Annotated in this window: 14 protein-coding genes; 5 read left to right on the top strand and 9 right to left on the bottom strand. The window is 68.4% G+C overall.

Features of this window, described 5'->3' with window-relative positions; all coding sequences use genetic code 11:
- Positions 1-4: 4 nt before the first annotated feature.
- Both ACFXI3_RS13405 and ACFXI3_RS13400 read left to right on the top strand, forming a co-directional pair.
- Positions 5-649 (top strand): TetR/AcrR family transcriptional regulator C-terminal domain-containing protein, encoded by a 645-nt coding sequence (locus ACFXI3_RS13405; protein ID WP_378399702.1) that lies wholly within the window; start codon positions 5-7, stop codon positions 647-649.
- On the top strand, positions 646-2,109 hold the full coding sequence (locus ACFXI3_RS13400; RefSeq protein WP_378399701.1) for an FAD-binding oxidoreductase: 1,464 nt from the start codon (positions 646-648) through the stop codon (positions 2,107-2,109). The genes ACFXI3_RS13405 and ACFXI3_RS13400 overlap by 4 nt, the downstream gene beginning before the upstream one ends.
- Here ACFXI3_RS13400 and ACFXI3_RS13395 read toward each other — a convergent pair.
- Together ACFXI3_RS13395 and ACFXI3_RS13390 are read right to left on the bottom strand one after the other, a co-directional pair.
- A complete protein-coding gene (locus ACFXI3_RS13395) occupies positions 2,097-2,549 on the bottom strand; it encodes a GNAT family N-acetyltransferase (protein WP_378399700.1) in 453 nt (150 codons plus the stop codon). The two genes, ACFXI3_RS13400 and ACFXI3_RS13395, sit on opposite strands and share 13 nt — an antisense overlap.
- Positions 2,550-2,554: 5 nt before the next feature.
- On the bottom strand, positions 2,555-4,000 hold the full coding sequence (locus tag ACFXI3_RS13390; protein ID WP_378399699.1) for an aldehyde dehydrogenase family protein: 1,446 nt from the start codon (positions 3,998-4,000) through the stop codon (positions 2,555-2,557).
- A gap of 128 nt (positions 4,001-4,128) precedes the next feature.
- On the opposite strand from ACFXI3_RS13390, the gene ACFXI3_RS13385 reads away from it, so the two are divergent.
- Positions 4,129-4,776: a rhomboid family intramembrane serine protease gene (locus ACFXI3_RS13385; protein ID WP_378399698.1), complete on the top strand. Its 648-nt coding sequence runs from the start codon at positions 4,129-4,131 to the stop codon at positions 4,774-4,776.
- Here ACFXI3_RS13385 and ACFXI3_RS13380 read toward each other — a convergent pair.
- Entirely contained in the window at positions 4,709-5,254 is a 546-nt protein-coding gene (locus ACFXI3_RS13380) for a DinB family protein (protein ID WP_344270432.1), read from the bottom strand. The two genes, ACFXI3_RS13385 and ACFXI3_RS13380, sit on opposite strands and share 68 nt — an antisense overlap.
- Positions 5,255-5,371: 117 nt before the next feature.
- Between ACFXI3_RS13380 and guaA the strand changes: the two genes are divergently transcribed.
- Complete coding sequence (guaA, locus tag ACFXI3_RS13375) at positions 5,372-6,928, top strand: glutamine-hydrolyzing GMP synthase (protein WP_344270434.1); 1,557 nt, start codon at positions 5,372-5,374, stop codon at positions 6,926-6,928.
- Positions 6,929-6,973: 45 nt separating this feature from the next.
- Here the strand turns inward: guaA and ACFXI3_RS13370 are convergent, their stop codons facing one another.
- From ACFXI3_RS13370 to ACFXI3_RS13345, 6 genes are all read right to left on the bottom strand, one after another.
- Positions 6,974-7,204, bottom strand: coding sequence for a hypothetical protein (locus ACFXI3_RS13370; RefSeq protein WP_344270437.1), 231 nt, complete (start codon positions 7,202-7,204; stop codon positions 6,974-6,976).
- Entirely contained in the window at positions 7,197-8,495 is a 1,299-nt protein-coding gene (locus tag ACFXI3_RS13365) for a PspC domain-containing protein (protein ID WP_378399697.1), read from the bottom strand. The genes ACFXI3_RS13370 and ACFXI3_RS13365 overlap by 8 nt, the downstream gene beginning before the upstream one ends.
- A 151-nt stretch (positions 8,496-8,646) precedes the next feature.
- Positions 8,647-9,330, bottom strand: coding sequence for a hypothetical protein (locus ACFXI3_RS13360; RefSeq protein ID WP_378399696.1), 684 nt, complete (start codon positions 9,328-9,330; stop codon positions 8,647-8,649).
- A gap of 485 nt (positions 9,331-9,815) precedes the next feature.
- Positions 9,816-9,947: a hypothetical protein gene (locus tag ACFXI3_RS13355; RefSeq protein WP_378399695.1), complete on the bottom strand. Its 132-nt coding sequence runs from the start codon at positions 9,945-9,947 to the stop codon at positions 9,816-9,818.
- Positions 9,948-10,372: 425 nt separating this feature from the next.
- On the bottom strand, positions 10,373-10,864 hold the full coding sequence (locus tag ACFXI3_RS13350) for a hypothetical protein (RefSeq protein WP_344270448.1): 492 nt from the start codon (positions 10,862-10,864) through the stop codon (positions 10,373-10,375).
- Positions 10,865-10,901: 37 nt separating this feature from the next.
- Positions 10,902-12,359 carry a hypothetical protein gene (locus ACFXI3_RS13345; protein WP_378399694.1) on the bottom strand — a complete coding sequence of 486 codons (1,458 nt, stop codon included), beginning with the start codon at positions 12,357-12,359 and terminating at the stop codon, positions 10,902-10,904.
- Positions 12,360-12,612: 253 nt separating this feature from the next.
- Here ACFXI3_RS13345 and ACFXI3_RS13340 point away from each other — a divergent pair, with 253 nt between their 5' ends.
- Positions 12,613-13,872, top strand: coding sequence for a PspC domain-containing protein (locus tag ACFXI3_RS13340; RefSeq protein ID WP_378399738.1), 1,260 nt, complete (start codon positions 12,613-12,615; stop codon positions 13,870-13,872).
- Positions 13,873-13,916: the final 44 nt, after the last annotated feature.

The following is a 13,916-nucleotide window of genomic DNA, read 5'->3' as shown; positions in this document are numbered from 1 at the left end:
GCCAGTGTCCGACCGGAGGGCCCGGCCGCGTGCCGGGCTGACCAGGGAGCGGGTCGTGGACGCCGCGCTCGCGTTCGTGGACGAGCACGGCATCGCCGCGCTGTCCATGCGCAAGCTCGGCGCGGAACTCGGCGTGGAGGCGATGACGCTCTACCACTACGTGCCGAACAAGGAAGCGCTGCTCGACGCCCTGATCGACCGGCTCGTCTCGGCGCTGGCCGGGATCGCGCCGGGGCCGGACGAACACGGGCAGCAGTGGCTGGGCCGCGTGGCGCGGGCGTACCGGGCGCAGTTGCTCGCGCATCCGGGCGTGTTGCCGCTCGCAGCGACCCGCCCCGCGGTCAGCCCGGATTCGCTGCGGGTGATCGAAACCGCGTTGGGGCTGCTCGAGTTTCCCCCGGCCCGTGGGCTGGACATGGTGAACGCCGTGATGACCTTCGTCCTCGGGCACACGCTCGCCGAGGCCGGTCGCGCGCCCGGTGCGAGGTCCGATGTGGACAGTCTGGCGCACCTCGACGCGGACCGCTTTCCGCTGCTCGCGCAGGCGCTGCGGGACGGTGCCCGGCACGACGAGCGGTTTGAATTCGCCCTTGAAGCATTGCTGACCGGACTTTTCGCAACCGACCCGAGGTCTGAGGCGTCTGAATGAACATGACAGTCGGGAGAAGGACGTTTTTGCGCGCCGCCGGATTGACGGCGGTCGGCGCGGTGGCCGCGGCGTGCACCGCGAAACAGGGGCCGTCGGTGCCGCAGACCAGCCCGACGTCGAGAGCGACCGTGCCGCCGAGCACCAGTTCGAAGCCGTCCGGCCCGCCGGACTGGAACGCGTTGCGCGGCAAGCTCTCCGGGGACCTGGTGCTGCCCGCCGACAGTGGATTCGCCACCGCGAAGCGTGCGTTCAACCCGCTTTTCGACGGGCAGAATCCCGCGGCGGTCGCGAAATGCGCGAAGCCGGAGGACGTGCAGGCGTGCGTCGAAGCGGCTGGCGGCCGGGTCCCGCTCGCCGCGCGCAGCGGCGGACACAGCTATGCCGGGTATTCCGCGCCGGACGGCGGATTGGTCATCGACGTCGGCGGCATGGCCGGCGTGGACGTCCAGGGCGACCAGGTCGTGATCGGCGCGGGCGCGAAACTCGGGGACGTCTATTCGGAACTGGCGAAGGCGGGTCGTTGCCTGCCCGCGGGTTCGTGCCCCACGGTCGGCATCGCCGGGCTCGCGCTCGGCGGCGGAATCGGGGTATTGACCCGTAAATACGGTTTGACGTGCGACCGGCTGCAGTCCGCGCAGATCGTCACGCCGGACGGCAAACTGCGCACGGTGAGCGCGCAAGCGGACGACGACCTGTTCTGGGCACTGCGCGGCGGCGGTGGCGGAAACTTCGGTGTGGTCACGTCGTTCACCTTCAGCACTGTGGAAGCGCCGACTGTCACGGTGTTTTCGCTGAAGTTCCCGTCCGGATCGGCGAGCGACGCGGTCGACGCGTGGCAGCGCTGGCTGCCGAGTGCGCCGCCCGAATTGTGGTCGAACTGCGTGGTTTCCGGCGGTCCGGGCGGGGCGTGCCGGATCGGCGGGGCGTTCGTGGGCGGTTCGGCGGGCCTGACGTCGGCGCTCAGCGGATTGTCGGTGTCGCCGTCCAGCCGCACGATGAAGACCCTCGGCTACGGCGCGGCGATGAACTACTTCTCCGGCAGTTCGGAACGGCAGACTTTCGTGGCGTCGTCACGGATCATCACCGATCCGGTCGACGGCGGGAAGATCGCCGATCTCGCGTCCGGGCACAAGGGAATGGACCTGCTCATCGACGGTCTCGGCGGCGCGGTGGGGGATATCGCGCCGGCGGACACGGCGTTCCCGCACCGGAAAGCGCTGGCCAGCATCCAGGTTTACGCTCCGGCGACCGCGAGCAGCCAGGAGAGCGCGCGCAAGTCGGTGTCCACTGTGGTCGCTGGGCTGGCGGACGCCGGCGCGCGCGGCGGCTACGTGAACTACATCGACCCGGACCTGCCGGACTGGAAGTCGGCTTACTACGGCGACAACGCGGCCCGGCTGGACCAGGTGGCGAAGAAGTACGACCCCAACGGGGTTTTCAAGTTCGCTCAGTCTGCTTGAGGCGCGGGCCAGACGTAACGCACGTCTGGCTCGCGCTCCTCATTTCGCTGCCCGTCGGTGTATTCGACGGCGACGAAACCGTGGCGGCGGTAGAACCGTTGCGCTGGCTCGTTGATCTGGAACGTCCACAGTGTCAGCCCGTCGGGACGGAGCTGTTTGGCCAAGTCCACCAACTGATCCCCGATTCCGCGGCCGCGCCACGGAAGGTCGAGGTAGAGCTGCGCCAGCTCCGGTCCGTCGAGCACGAGCAGCCCGGCCACAGTGGACTTGACTGCCGCCACCCAGGTTTCTTGCTGCGGTACCACGATGTTCGCGAACCACCACCGCACTGCGTCATCGTCGTGGGCGCGACGGACGGTCGGCAGCGCGGCGGTAAACGACCGCAGCCACACGTCGGCGATGTCGCGTGCGTCAGCGACCGTTGCCCGTCGCAAGTCCACTGTGGTCAGAGGTCGACCCCGGTGAACACGGTGACCCGCTCCTCGGTCAGGTCGTGCATCGCCGACAGCACGCCCTCTCGACCGACGCCCGAGCCCTTCACGCCGCCGTATGGCATCTGATCCGCGCGATACGACGGAACGTCGCCGATGATCACGCCGCCGACTTCCAGCTCCGCCGACGCGTGGAAAGCCAGCTGCACGTCACTGGTGAACACTCCGGCCTGCAGCCCGTACGCCGACGCGTTCACCGAAGCGAAAGCCTCATCCACGCCGTCCACAATGGACACGGCCAGCACCGGTCCGAAGATTTCCTCCGACCAGGCCTTGGCGTCCGCGGGCACGTCGGTCAGCAGGGTCGGCGCAACCGTTGCGCCCGAACGGGTTCCGCCGGTCAGCACTCGTGCGCCACCGGCCACTGCTTCCTCGACCCACGCGATGATCCGTTCCGCAGCCGCCTCGTCAACGACCGGGCCGACGTCAGTGTTGCGGTCGTAGGGATCGCCGGTTGCCTGCGCCTCGACAGCTTCGGTCAGCGCGGGCACGAACTCGTCCGCGATAGCCGCGTCCACGATCACCCGCTGCACCGCGATGCACGACTGGCCCGCCTGGTAGTTCCCGAACGTCGCGATCCGCTGCGCGGCGCCCTCGACGTCCGGCCAGTCCCGCAGCACGACCGCCGCGGCATTGCCGCCCAGTTCAAGCACCACGTGCTTGCGCGCCGCCGCGTCCGCGATCGACCAGCCGACCGGGCCAGATCCGGTGAACGACACCACCGGCAGCCGCGGGTCGGCGACGAGCGCCTGAGTCTCCTCGTTTCCCAGCGGCAGTACGGAAAACGTGCCCTCCGGCAGGTCGGTCTCGGCGAGCAGCTCGCCGAGTACCAGCGACGAAAGCGGCGTACGCGGCGCGGGCTTGATGATGATCGGCGCGCCGACCGCGAGCGCGGGCGCGACCTTGTGCGCCACCAAATTCAGCGGGAAGTTGAACGGCGCGATCCCGAGCACCGGACCGCGCGGCACGCGGCGGGTCAGCGCGAGGCGGGCGTCGCCGGACGGGTCGGCGTCGAGTCGCTGCACGTCGCCGCTGAACCGGCGCGCTTCCTCGGCCGCGATCCGGAAGACCGAAATCGCCCGCTTCACCTCGGCCTCGGCCCACTTCAACGGCTTGCCGTTCTCGGCCGTGATCACCTCGGCGAGTTCCTCGGCCCGCATCGCGAGCCCGCGCGAAACGTGCTCCAGCGCGGCGGCGCGCTGATGCGCCGGAGTGCGCCGGAACTCCTTCGCGACCGCGGCCGCCGCGGCCACCGCCCGCTCGACCTGGTCCGCGCCGGGCACCGCGACCGTCGCCACTTCGCTGCCGTCGAACGGGTGGTGCACCACGAGGGTGCTCGCGCCCTGCTCAGCCTGGCCGGCGATCCACGCGGCCCGCGGCTGTGGGGTGATCGTGTCCATGCGCCCAAGGTATTAGGCAGCACCAGGCCCGGCACGCCGGACCAGGTCCTTCTTTTGTGGCACCTGTCCCGGTGCGGAGATGACATTTGTCGGGGGTCTCCGGCCGGCCGCCGTCATATCGTCGGCCCATGACCAACTCGGTTGCCTCTCGCTGGTCCGCCAACCCGGCCGCGGTCTTCTTCGCCCGCGTCGGAACACCGCGCCGTCCGGTGCTGACCGGCGCGGTGTTCCTCGCGACCGCAGCCGTGCTGATCGCCCAACTGGCGGACCCGTCCCTCTTCGACCGCTTCAAGCGCGACGCCACCGCGATCGACGCCGGGGAGTGGTGGCGACTGCTGACCGGGATGTTCTTCCAGGACGGCAAGCTGTTCGGCGGGCTTTTCAACCTGGTCGCCCTCGCCGTCGTCGGCACGTTGGCGGAATGGTGCTTCGGCCGCGTCTCCTGGTTCGTCCTGTACTTCGGCTGCGGACTGTTCGGCCAGTTCCTCAGCTACGTCTGGCTAAATCCGGTGGGGGCGGGGAACTCGATGTGCGTCGCCGGGCTGCTCGGCGCGCTTGCCGTGATCGTGCTGCGAGCGCGCGCCACCCAGCCGCCGCAGGGGTTGTACCTCGCCGCGCTGCTGATCGTGCCGCTCGCCGTGCTCGACACCGTGCTGCACGACAACCACGGCATGCCCGCGCTGCTCGGGGTCGCGTTGGGACTGCTGGTCAGCGGTTTCGGTAAAGGTCGCGCAGCAGCAGGATCTCCGCGCAGTGATGGATCATCTCTCGGTTGATGTGCAAGACCAGCGCGGCCATCGACAGCTCCGCGTACGGTCCTTCAGCCGGGCCGCACGGGCGGGCCAGCGCTTCGGCGTCGAGGCTGCGTACGCCGGCGATCCAGGTCGCGTACGCGTCGTCGAGCTGCTTCAGCGCTTCGTCGGCAGTGCCCGCGTACGGGAAGTCCTGGTAGGACGTCGGAGGCCCGCCGAAGTGCGACGCGGAGCGCATGCCCAGCACACCCGGGATGATGTGGCCCAGCCGCCACGCGATCGTGGTCACCGGCGGGGGAGTCGGCTCCGGGAACGAGAAGTCGATGGTGAAGTCGCCGGTGCCGGGCTGTTCGTCGTTGGTGCGGGGACGCACCGTCCAGCAGTCCGCGACCGGCTGCCAGAAGTACTCGTCGTCGGTGAGCCCCTCCAGCTTCGGGCGCACGTGGTGCTGCCAGTGCCAGTCGAGCTGTTCGGACAGTTCGTTGGTCCAGTCGTTGGTCATGCGGGCACGGTAAGCCGGTTCGCGGACGGTGGCTGTCCTCATTACGGGGGCATTGCCGACGTGACGCGGCCCACCTGGGACGATGGTGGCAAAAGCGCTGATACCTGGAGGTCTTGGGTGGCCACTCCCACCGGTCCGGTACTCGTCATGGACTTCGGGGCGCAGTACGCGCAGCTGATTGCCCGCCGCGTGCGCGAGGCGCAGATCTTCTCCGAGGTCGTGCCGTCGAGCGCGACCGTCGAGGAGCTGCTCGCCAAGAACCCGTCCGCGATCATCCTGTCCGGCGGCCCGTCGAGCGTGTACGCCGAGGGCGCGCCCGCGATGGACCCGAAGCTGGTCGAAGCCGGCGTGCCGATCCTCGGCATCTGCTACGGCCACCAGCTGCTCGCCCGCGCGCTCGGCGGCGTCGTCGAGCCGACCGGGGTGCGCGAGTTCGGCCGTACTGACGTGCGGATCGTCGGCGAGGGCGGCGTCCTGCACACCGGGCTGCCCGACCACCAGACGGCGTGGATGAGCCACAACGACAGCGTCACCAAGGCCCCTGAGGGCTCGGTCGTCACGGCCAGCTCCGACGGTGCCGAGGTCGCCGGTTTCGAGGACGTCGAGCGGCGCTTCGCGGGCGTGCAGTACCACCCGGAGGTGGCGCACTCGCCGCACGGCCAGGAGGTGCTGCGCCGGTTCCTGTACGAGATCGCCGGCGTCCGGCCCGGCTGGACCACTTCGTCCATTGTGGACGAGCAGGTCGCTGCGATCGCTTCGCAGATCGGCGACGGACGGGCGATCTGCGGCCTGTCCGGCGGCGTCGACTCCGCGGTCGCGGCCGCGCTCGTGCAGCGCGCCATCGGCGACCGGCTGACCTGTGTGTTCGTGGACCACGGCCTGCTGCGCGCGGGGGAGCGCACCCAGGTCGAACGCGATTTCGTGGCCGCGACCGGCGTCAACCTGGTCACCGTGGACGCGCGCGAGCGGTTCCTGAACGCGCTCGCCGGGGTCACCGACCCGGAGCAGAAGCGCAAGATCATCGGCCGCGAGTTCATCCGCGTGTTCGAGCAGGCCGAGCGCGACCTCAAGGCCCGTGGCGACTACCGGTTCCTCGTGCAGGGCACGCTGTACCCGGACGTCGTCGAGTCCGGCGGCGGCGAGGGCACCGCGAACATCAAGAGCCACCACAACGTCGGCGGCCTGCCCGACGACCTGCAGTTCGAGCTGGTCGAACCGCTGCGGCTGCTGTTCAAGGACGAGGTCCGCCGCGTCGGGCTCGAGCTGGGGCTGCCGGAGACGATCGTGCAGCGCCAGCCGTTCCCCGGGCCGGGTCTCGGCATCCGGATCATCGGAGAGGTGACCGCGGACCGGCTGGAGACGCTGCGCGAGGCCGACGCGATCGCCCGCGAGGAGCTCACGGCGGCCGGGCTGGACCAGGAGATCTGGCAGTGCCCGGTGGTGCTGCTCGCGGACGTCCGCAGCGTCGGCGTCCAGGGCGACGGCCGGACTTACGGCCACCCGATCGTGCTGCGCCCGGTGTCGTCGGAGGACGCGATGACCGCCGACTGGACGCGGCTGCCGTACGAGGTGCTGGAGCGGATCTCGACCCGGATCACGAACGAGGTGTCCGAGGTCAACCGCGTGGTGCTGGACGTGACGAGCAAGCCGCCGGGCACCATCGAGTGGGAATGACGTGAAAAAACGGGGCCTGGAAATCCAGGCCCCGTTTTTTGTGTCTTACGGCCTTCGTTTGCGGAACGACGCGCCGAGCATCAGGACCCCGCAGAACACCGCGCCGCCCGCGATGATCCAGCGGAAGTCGAAGGTGGGCAGCCAGCTGGAGCCGTCGGTGAGGACGTAGCCGGACACCAGCAGCGTCGCGACCCCGACGATCAGCGTGATCCAGTCGACCCCGCGGCGGCGGACCGGGGCTTCGGGCTCGTCGTAGGAGTACGGGTTCTCAGCCACGGCGCACCTCCACCTGGCCCACGCCGTTGGTGACGTGGAGCGTGATCTTCTGTCCGCCGACGTTGTCGTCGCCGTTGTCGGTCCCGGTGATGGCCGGCTGGCCGACCCCGCTGGACGTGCGGTTCAGGCAGTCGACGTCGCCGGCGCTGTTCTCGCAGGTGAAGGTCACGTCCGCGGTGCGCGGCACGATGACCTCGGTGTTCCCGGCGCCGTTGGAGACCGTGGTGGCGACCGGTTCGCTCGCGGCAAGCTGGGTCAGGTCGATCTTCATGTTGCCGGCAGTGTGCCGGTACACCGGCTGCAGCTCGGCCGCAGTACGCGGGGTGGCGTTCAAATCGCCGACGCCGCCGCGCACGTCGAGGTTGTCGAACGTACTGGTCGTGAGCACCAGCCCGGCGACCGACAGCGGGATCGCGAGCCCGATCAGGCCGCGGGCGCCGCGAGCGAACGCCCCCGCCACCAGCCCGACGCCGAGGACAGCGAGCGTCATGCCGATGATGTGCCGCAACGAGAACCAGTCGAACCCGTTCAGCGAGAGCGCGACCCCGATGCCGGCCACGATCACCGCGACCCCGAGCGTGGCGGCCCCGATCTTGGAGCGCCGGCGCGGCGGCCGGTGCTGGTAGTTGTTGTAGTCGTCGGCCGGAGACGGCGGTGGCGGCGGCGCCGGCGCTGCCGGGTCAGGCAGATCCCAGCCCGCCGGGTCGGCGGCCAGCGGATCCCAGCCCGGTGCCGCCGCCGCGGGAGTCGGGGTGTCGCTGTTCATCGTGAAAGCTCCGGTTCCGGAAGCGGTTCCGTCCGCCGCGAACGCGACGACCGGCGCCGGTCGGTTGTCCTGCCCGCGGGTGCGATGCAGGAGATAAAGGCACGTGGCGAGCAACGCGAACCCGATCAGACCGCCGCCGTCGAACCAGCCGCCGCCGAAAGTCCACCCGACCACCGGAATCACCGCGACGGTCAAGACGGCCGCGAAGGCCTTCGTCATGCTCGACTGCCCGCGCCCGATCAACGCCTCGAAGCCGGAAACCTCGTCGCCCTCGGAGGGGAAGAACAGCCACCCGAGCAGGTAAAGCACCAGCCCGAAGCCCCCGAAAACAGTCGCCGCCGCCAACGCGACCCGAATCACCACCGGATCGATCCCGTAGCGATCCCCCAGCCCCGCCGCGACCCCCGCGACCTTCCGCCCCGAGTGCGGCCGCCGAGGCCTGCTGGCCCAGAAGTCCTTGACGGTCTCCTCGAACCCGTTCAGGGGGTTCGTACGGGGAGGCCGCACGTCGTTCGCACCACTCATGCCTCACAGCATGCTGGACGGGTGGGGCGGGCACATCGGGGAAGGTCCCTGAGGTTGTCCCCGAGATCGGTCCCTGACGCGGTGCGGTCGTGGGTTTTGCGTTGACTGGCCGACCGAGGGAGGCGGCGGCCTCGCGGGGAGCGCGGGAGGGTCAGCCCTTAGGGAGGAGCGGGTCCAGTTTGGTCGCCAGGTCCTCCGCGGTCTTGCAAGAGGCGGCAGTGTCATTGCCGCCGGTCACGGTGATGATCGCGCGAGAACTGGTCTGGGCCGACATGGATATCGTGCACTGGCCGGCTGCCCCCAGCTCGGCGGGATCTTCGACGAACTTCCGGCCGCCGAGGCTTCCGCTGCGAGCTTGCGCGGTGTTCTTGACGTCGCTGTCGTAGCGCTGTTCCTCTTGCAGGAGCAGCCCTACGTTGGTGGCGTTCAAGCCGCCGCTGGATTTTTGGGTGACGCAGGCTTTGCGTTCTTGTGCGATAGAGGGTTTCGCTGGGGGGTAGCCTGCCCCGCTCAATATTTGATCAAGCAGGGCGCACTGGTTCCGGGCTACGAAGGGGTTTCCGGCGGAGGCGGATTGAGAAGCTGGTGTGCTCGGAGCTGCTTTGCCGTTGACGGCGTTGTCGCACGCGGTGACCAGGATGGCTGCAGCGCCCAACGTGAGAAGAAAACCTAAGATTCGCAATGCAACTTCCCATATGGCTAGATCAGTTTTTCTGAAGAAGTGGATCCAGTTGGCCGCCAGTTTTCGCACTGCCTCGCCTTCTATGTCAGTGTCGCTGCCGTTTGTGACATCGATAACTGTACGAGAGTTGGTCGCGACAGCCAGCGTGATCAAACATGATCCACTCGAGTCGATGGGCTGGCGTTCCTCGATCAGGGGGCACCGTTGACGTTGCCGGCGTGGGACAGTGCTGTCGCATGCGGTCAGCACTCCCGCGATTGCGTCAAGCGACGCCGAATATTATCGAGGCTCGCAAGTTATGTTATCCAGACATGTCGAGCGCTAGTCGGATTCTTGTAAATTATAGCTTTGGGGAAGTTGCTTGTCCGGTGCGGTCGCAACATCAGGCGGCTGCGGCATCTTCGCCGGTCAGTACTATCGCCAAGTTGCGCGCGTTGGTCCAACCTCCATGTCTATCTGGCAACCGCCTGGCGAACCGGGCAAGTCACGTTGCTCGATAGGCTTCCCGTCGTGCGCCGAGGCGGGGTTCTGGATATTGTCCCTGTGCTTTTGATCATGTTGAAGCGCGATGCGGGTTCGTCGTGGCGTTGTCGCAATTCGTCTTCGATGGATAGTTTTGATTGTGCTTCTTCCGTCTGCTAGCTTTTCGGAAGGAGCGGATCCAATTTGTCAGCCAGGCCTTCCGCGGTCTTGCACGCGGCGTCGGTGTCGGTACCGCTGGTGACGTCGATGATTGCTCGCGAATTGGGTTCAACGGCCAGCTTCAGCATGCATTGACCGCTTGAGCCCAGTGGCTCCCGCTCTTCGAGAACGGGGCGAGTGCCATTGACCTTGCCGGTGCGGGTTTTGCTGGGGTTGACGACATTGTCGGTGTAGCGCTGGCCGTCTTGCAGGGTGAGTCCGACAACGGTCGCGTCTAGACCGTCTCCGGGCTTCTGGGCGGCGCAGGAGCGTTCTGAATCAGCGACAGAAGGGATTGCTTTCGGGTACCCCTGCCCTGCTAGAAGCTGGTCAAGCAGGGCGCACTGGTTCCTTGCGGAGAAGGGATTTGCCGAGGAAGGCGGAGGTGCGGAAGGAGCTGCGGAGGCCGTTTGTCCTGGTGTCGCGGTGCCGCCGACAGAGTTGTCGCACGCAGTCAGCGCGATCGCGCTCGCACCGAGCAGAACTAGGAGGCTAGAGGTTCGCGATGTGATCACTAGTTGTCAAGTTTCCTGTTCAGCTGCTCGAAGGACTGGGTGTGCGCGCTTTCAGCTTCCCGGTAGTTTTTGCGCGCAATGGCAAGGGCTTCTTTGGCGGTTTCGACGGCGTCCCTCATCAGGATCAAGTTGGGCAGCATTGCGTCGTCGCCTACCGCTGCCACTTCAACATTGAAACCCGCTACTAAGACTGCGTACTGGGAGCTTCCCATCTCAGCGAATTGGGCGAGGACGGCCAGGTCGTGCGCCATCTGATTGTATCCGCTGAGAAAAAAATCGCATGCTTTCAGGTATGCGTTGAAGCCGGCCTCGTTGACTGCGAAAGAGCCGTTTTGAGCCAAGGTCTTCAGTGCGTTTCCAGCGGTCTTCATCTTCTCCGCGGCTTCGTGGCTGCCCGGGCCTTCGGCGAGCCCAGCCAGGAAGTCGTTGCCTGCGGTGCCCGCGGCGGGAGAGCTTCCGGCCGAGGGCTTCGGGTCCCAAGCGGTTGCCATCGATTGCTCCTAGATATGTCTGTTCGAGTGAGGGGAATCAGCCGCCGAGAACCGGGGGAGTGATTTTTTCCCCGTCCGGTCCTCGTTCTGGCTTGACCTCGAAGACCTCGTCCGGATCGATCTGCGTCGGGATCTTGTTCTTGTGTTCCTTGTCCTCTTCCTTCTTCTTCCCGGCGCCCGCCGCACCAGCTCCCGCCGCACCGGACTTCCCGGCCTTTCCAGCGTTCGCGGCAGCGGTAGCGCCGCGCTCAAGCCGTTCGGCGGCACCCTTGCCGCCGGACTCGCTCGGCTTCCCGGAGCCACCCGAACCGGCACCGCCGGTCACGCGACCACCGGCGCCACCTCGACCAGCGCTGCCTGACCGGCTGCGCGGCGTGTCCTCGCCGGAACCGGAGCCCGAGCCGGGGCCGGAGCCCCCGCCCAAAGCGAGCCCCTCCGGAGAAAGTCGCCCGCCGATGCCCGGCGTGGTCCGGAGGTTGTTCCCGCCCCCCGGCACCGAGGGGTTGCTCAGCGGCCCAGTACCAGTGTTGATCCCCGGCCCGGGGCTGTAAGGAACACCCGGAGGATTCCCTCCTCCCGGAGGCGGGAAGGAGTTGGGCGGAGGATTGCCGACCGGCGGATTCGGGCCCGTGAACCCATTCCCGGGCCCGCCAGTCACCGGGCCGGACCCACCAGGACCGGAATAAGGTCCGCTCGAAGCCCCGCCAGGAACAGCCACCGGCGAGGCACTGCTCGCATGCGTGCTGTCGTTGTTCATCTGCGGCGGCGGCGAGTAAACCGGCTGCGTAGTAGAAGTCTCGTGGTACGTCGTGTCCAACCCGTGCATCACCTGGACCGCCTGCTGGTGCGCCGCGTCAGCCTGCTGCTGCTTGGCCGCCACGTCGCCCATCGCGATCACGCCCTGCAGAGGGTTGCCGTTCTGGAACTGCTCCGTCGCTTTGGCCATCTCGGCCTTCTGGTCGAACCCAGTGGGTTCCGGCATGTTCTTGTGCGCGTAGTCGGCCGCCGCGGATTGCTGGGAGTAGCGGTTCGACACCAGTTGCATCGCGCTGCCGGTTTTCTCCGTGTGATCGGCCGTGCTCTGGAAGAACGAATGCGCTTGCGTCGCGGCCGTGCCCTGCCACTCCGCACCCGCGGTACTGGCCGCGTCGCGGAACTGGTTGGACACGTCGGCGAGCCAGTTGCCGTAGAAGTTCGTCACGCGGCTGCGTTCGTTGATGCCCTTGAAGTCCAAGCCCTCGTTGACCATTTTGTGCAGGTCTTCGTGGCTGTACGACGCGTAGTTCGCGTCCGGCGCGGGCGCGTCGCCGCGGGTTTGCTGGCCCTCGAGCAGCTGCTGGCCCTGCTGGACCGAGTACTGCGAGGCGTCCCGCTCAGTCGCTCCGCGCGTCTCCGGCGAGTCCACGCCCACGGAGAAGATCTGGTTCACGTTCTGCGTCCGGGCGTAGTAATCGCCTGCGGACTCGACGTGCTCCGCGCGATGCTGCTCGGTCATCCGGCCTCCCCGCCCGTTTACGCACTGTGATCACTCGCCCTCTGCATCGTACCGAGTCCCGGCGGGCGGCAGGAGGGTTCGCGGAATTTCGCCCCGGGCGGCCGTCTGGGGGAATTGATCAGGGCCTTCCCCGATGTCCGCGCCGCTCCCGCGTGTGACGATGGACCTCGTGCAGGACTTTCTCGACATCAGTGCCCCAGGGCGGGTTTCCTCGGCCGAAGAGGAGCCCTCGGCGCTCGTGTCCGCCCAGGCGATGGAGGTCGCCGAACCCGAACCGCGGCCCAAGATGTACCGGCGACGCTCCGGGCGGGCCGTCGCGGGCGTCGCGAGCGGGCTCGCGGACCATCTCGGGGTTCCGGTCGTCTGGGTCCGCGTCGTGTTCGCGCTGCTGGCCGCGCTCAACGGAGCAGGCCTGCTCGCGTACGGCCTGCTCTGGGTGTTCGTGCCGCAGAGCTCCGAGGAAAGCGAGACCGCGCCCAAGGCCCGCGACCGGCAGCAGGCGTACGGGCTGATCGCGCTCGGCATCGGCCTCGCGATCGCCAGCAGCACGCTCACCGGAGCCATCCGCGGCTGGGTCGCGGTGCCGCTGGCGCTCGCCGCGCTCGGTGCGGCGGTCGTCTGGCGGGAGGCGGACGAGTCGCAGCGGCGGCGCTGGCGCGTCGGGGCCCGGGACGGCCTGGTCGGCGAGGGCGGACGGCTCGCCGCGATCGTCCGGATTCTCGCCGGGGTCGCGCTGGTGGCCACCGGCATCGGCTTCGTCGTGTTCGCCAGCGGCGACTTCGACCAGGTCAAGTTCGCCCTGATCGCGGTGCTCGCGACGCTGATCGGCGTCGCCGTCCTCACCGTTCCGTTCTGGCTGCGGCTGGTCCGCGACCTCGGCGAGGAACGCCAGGCCCGCATCCGCACCGACGAACGCGCCGAGATCGCCGCGCACCTGCATGACTCCGTGCTGCAGACCCTCGCGCTGATCCAGCGCCAGGCCGACCAGCCCGCCGAGGTCGCCCGCCTCGCGCGCGGCCAGGAACGCGAGCTGCGCGGCTGGCTGTACGGCCCCGGCGGCTACGGCAAACCCAGCGACAAGCGGACCAAGGAAGAGGAAGAAGGCACTCGCCAGCAGCTGTCCGAGGCGCTCGCGGCGGCGTGCGGCGAGGTCGAGGACCAGTTCGCGATCTCGGTCGGCCAGGTCGTGGTCGGCGACGCCGAGCTGAACCCGCCGCTCACCGCGCTGGTGCAGGCCGCCCGCGAGGCGATCGTCAACGCGGCCAAGCACGCCGGCGTCGCCGAGGTCAGCGTGTTCGCCGAGGTCGAGCCCACCGAGGTCACCGTGTTCGTGCGCGACCGCGGCAAGGGCTTCGACCCGGACGTCGTGCCCGCCGACCGGCACGGCCTCGCCGACTCGATCCGCGGCCGGATGGAACGCCACGGCGGCACCTGCAAGCTGCGCACCGCGCCCGGCGAAGGCACCGAGGTCCAGCTCGCCATGCCGGTGAAAGCGAGCAAAGGGGTGGCGTGACCTCGCTATGCTCGGGGGCAGGCGAAGCGAGGGAGTGGGCAGTC

Origin of the sequence: Amycolatopsis sp. NPDC059235 (genome assembly GCF_042754125.1) — a bacterium.
Taxonomy (GTDB): domain Bacteria; phylum Actinomycetota; class Actinomycetes; order Mycobacteriales; family Pseudonocardiaceae; genus Amycolatopsis; species Amycolatopsis albidoflava.
Note: the sequence above shows the minus strand (reverse complement) of the source record. Positions and strands in the feature narration are given on the sequence as shown.

Coding starts and splice junctions, on each gene's coding strand:
- ACFXI3_RS13400 (WP_378399701.1), top strand. CDS start 646: ATGAACATGACAGTCGGGAGAAGGACGTTTTTGCGCGCCGCCGGATTG.
- ACFXI3_RS13365 (WP_378399697.1), bottom strand. CDS start 8,495: ATGAGTGGTGCGAACGACGTGCGGCCTCCCCGTACGAACCCCCTGAAC.
- ACFXI3_RS13345 (WP_378399694.1), bottom strand. CDS start 12,359: ATGACCGAGCAGCATCGCGCGGAGCACGTCGAGTCCGCAGGCGATTAC.
- ACFXI3_RS13340 (WP_378399738.1), top strand. CDS start 12,613: ATGGAGGTCGCCGAACCCGAACCGCGGCCCAAGATGTACCGGCGACGC.
- ACFXI3_RS13390 (WP_378399699.1), bottom strand. CDS start 4,000: ATGGACACGATCACCCCACAGCCGCGGGCCGCGTGGATCGCCGGCCAG.
- ACFXI3_RS13380 (WP_344270432.1), bottom strand. CDS start 5,254: ATGACCAACGACTGGACCAACGAACTGTCCGAACAGCTCGACTGGCAC.
- ACFXI3_RS13350 (WP_344270448.1), bottom strand. CDS start 10,864: ATGGCAACCGCTTGGGACCCGAAGCCCTCGGCCGGAAGCTCTCCCGCC.
- ACFXI3_RS13355 (WP_378399695.1), bottom strand. CDS start 9,947: ATGCTGAAGCTGGCCGTTGAACCCAATTCGCGAGCAATCATCGACGTC.
- ACFXI3_RS13385 (WP_378399698.1), top strand. CDS start 4,129: ATGACCAACTCGGTTGCCTCTCGCTGGTCCGCCAACCCGGCCGCGGTC.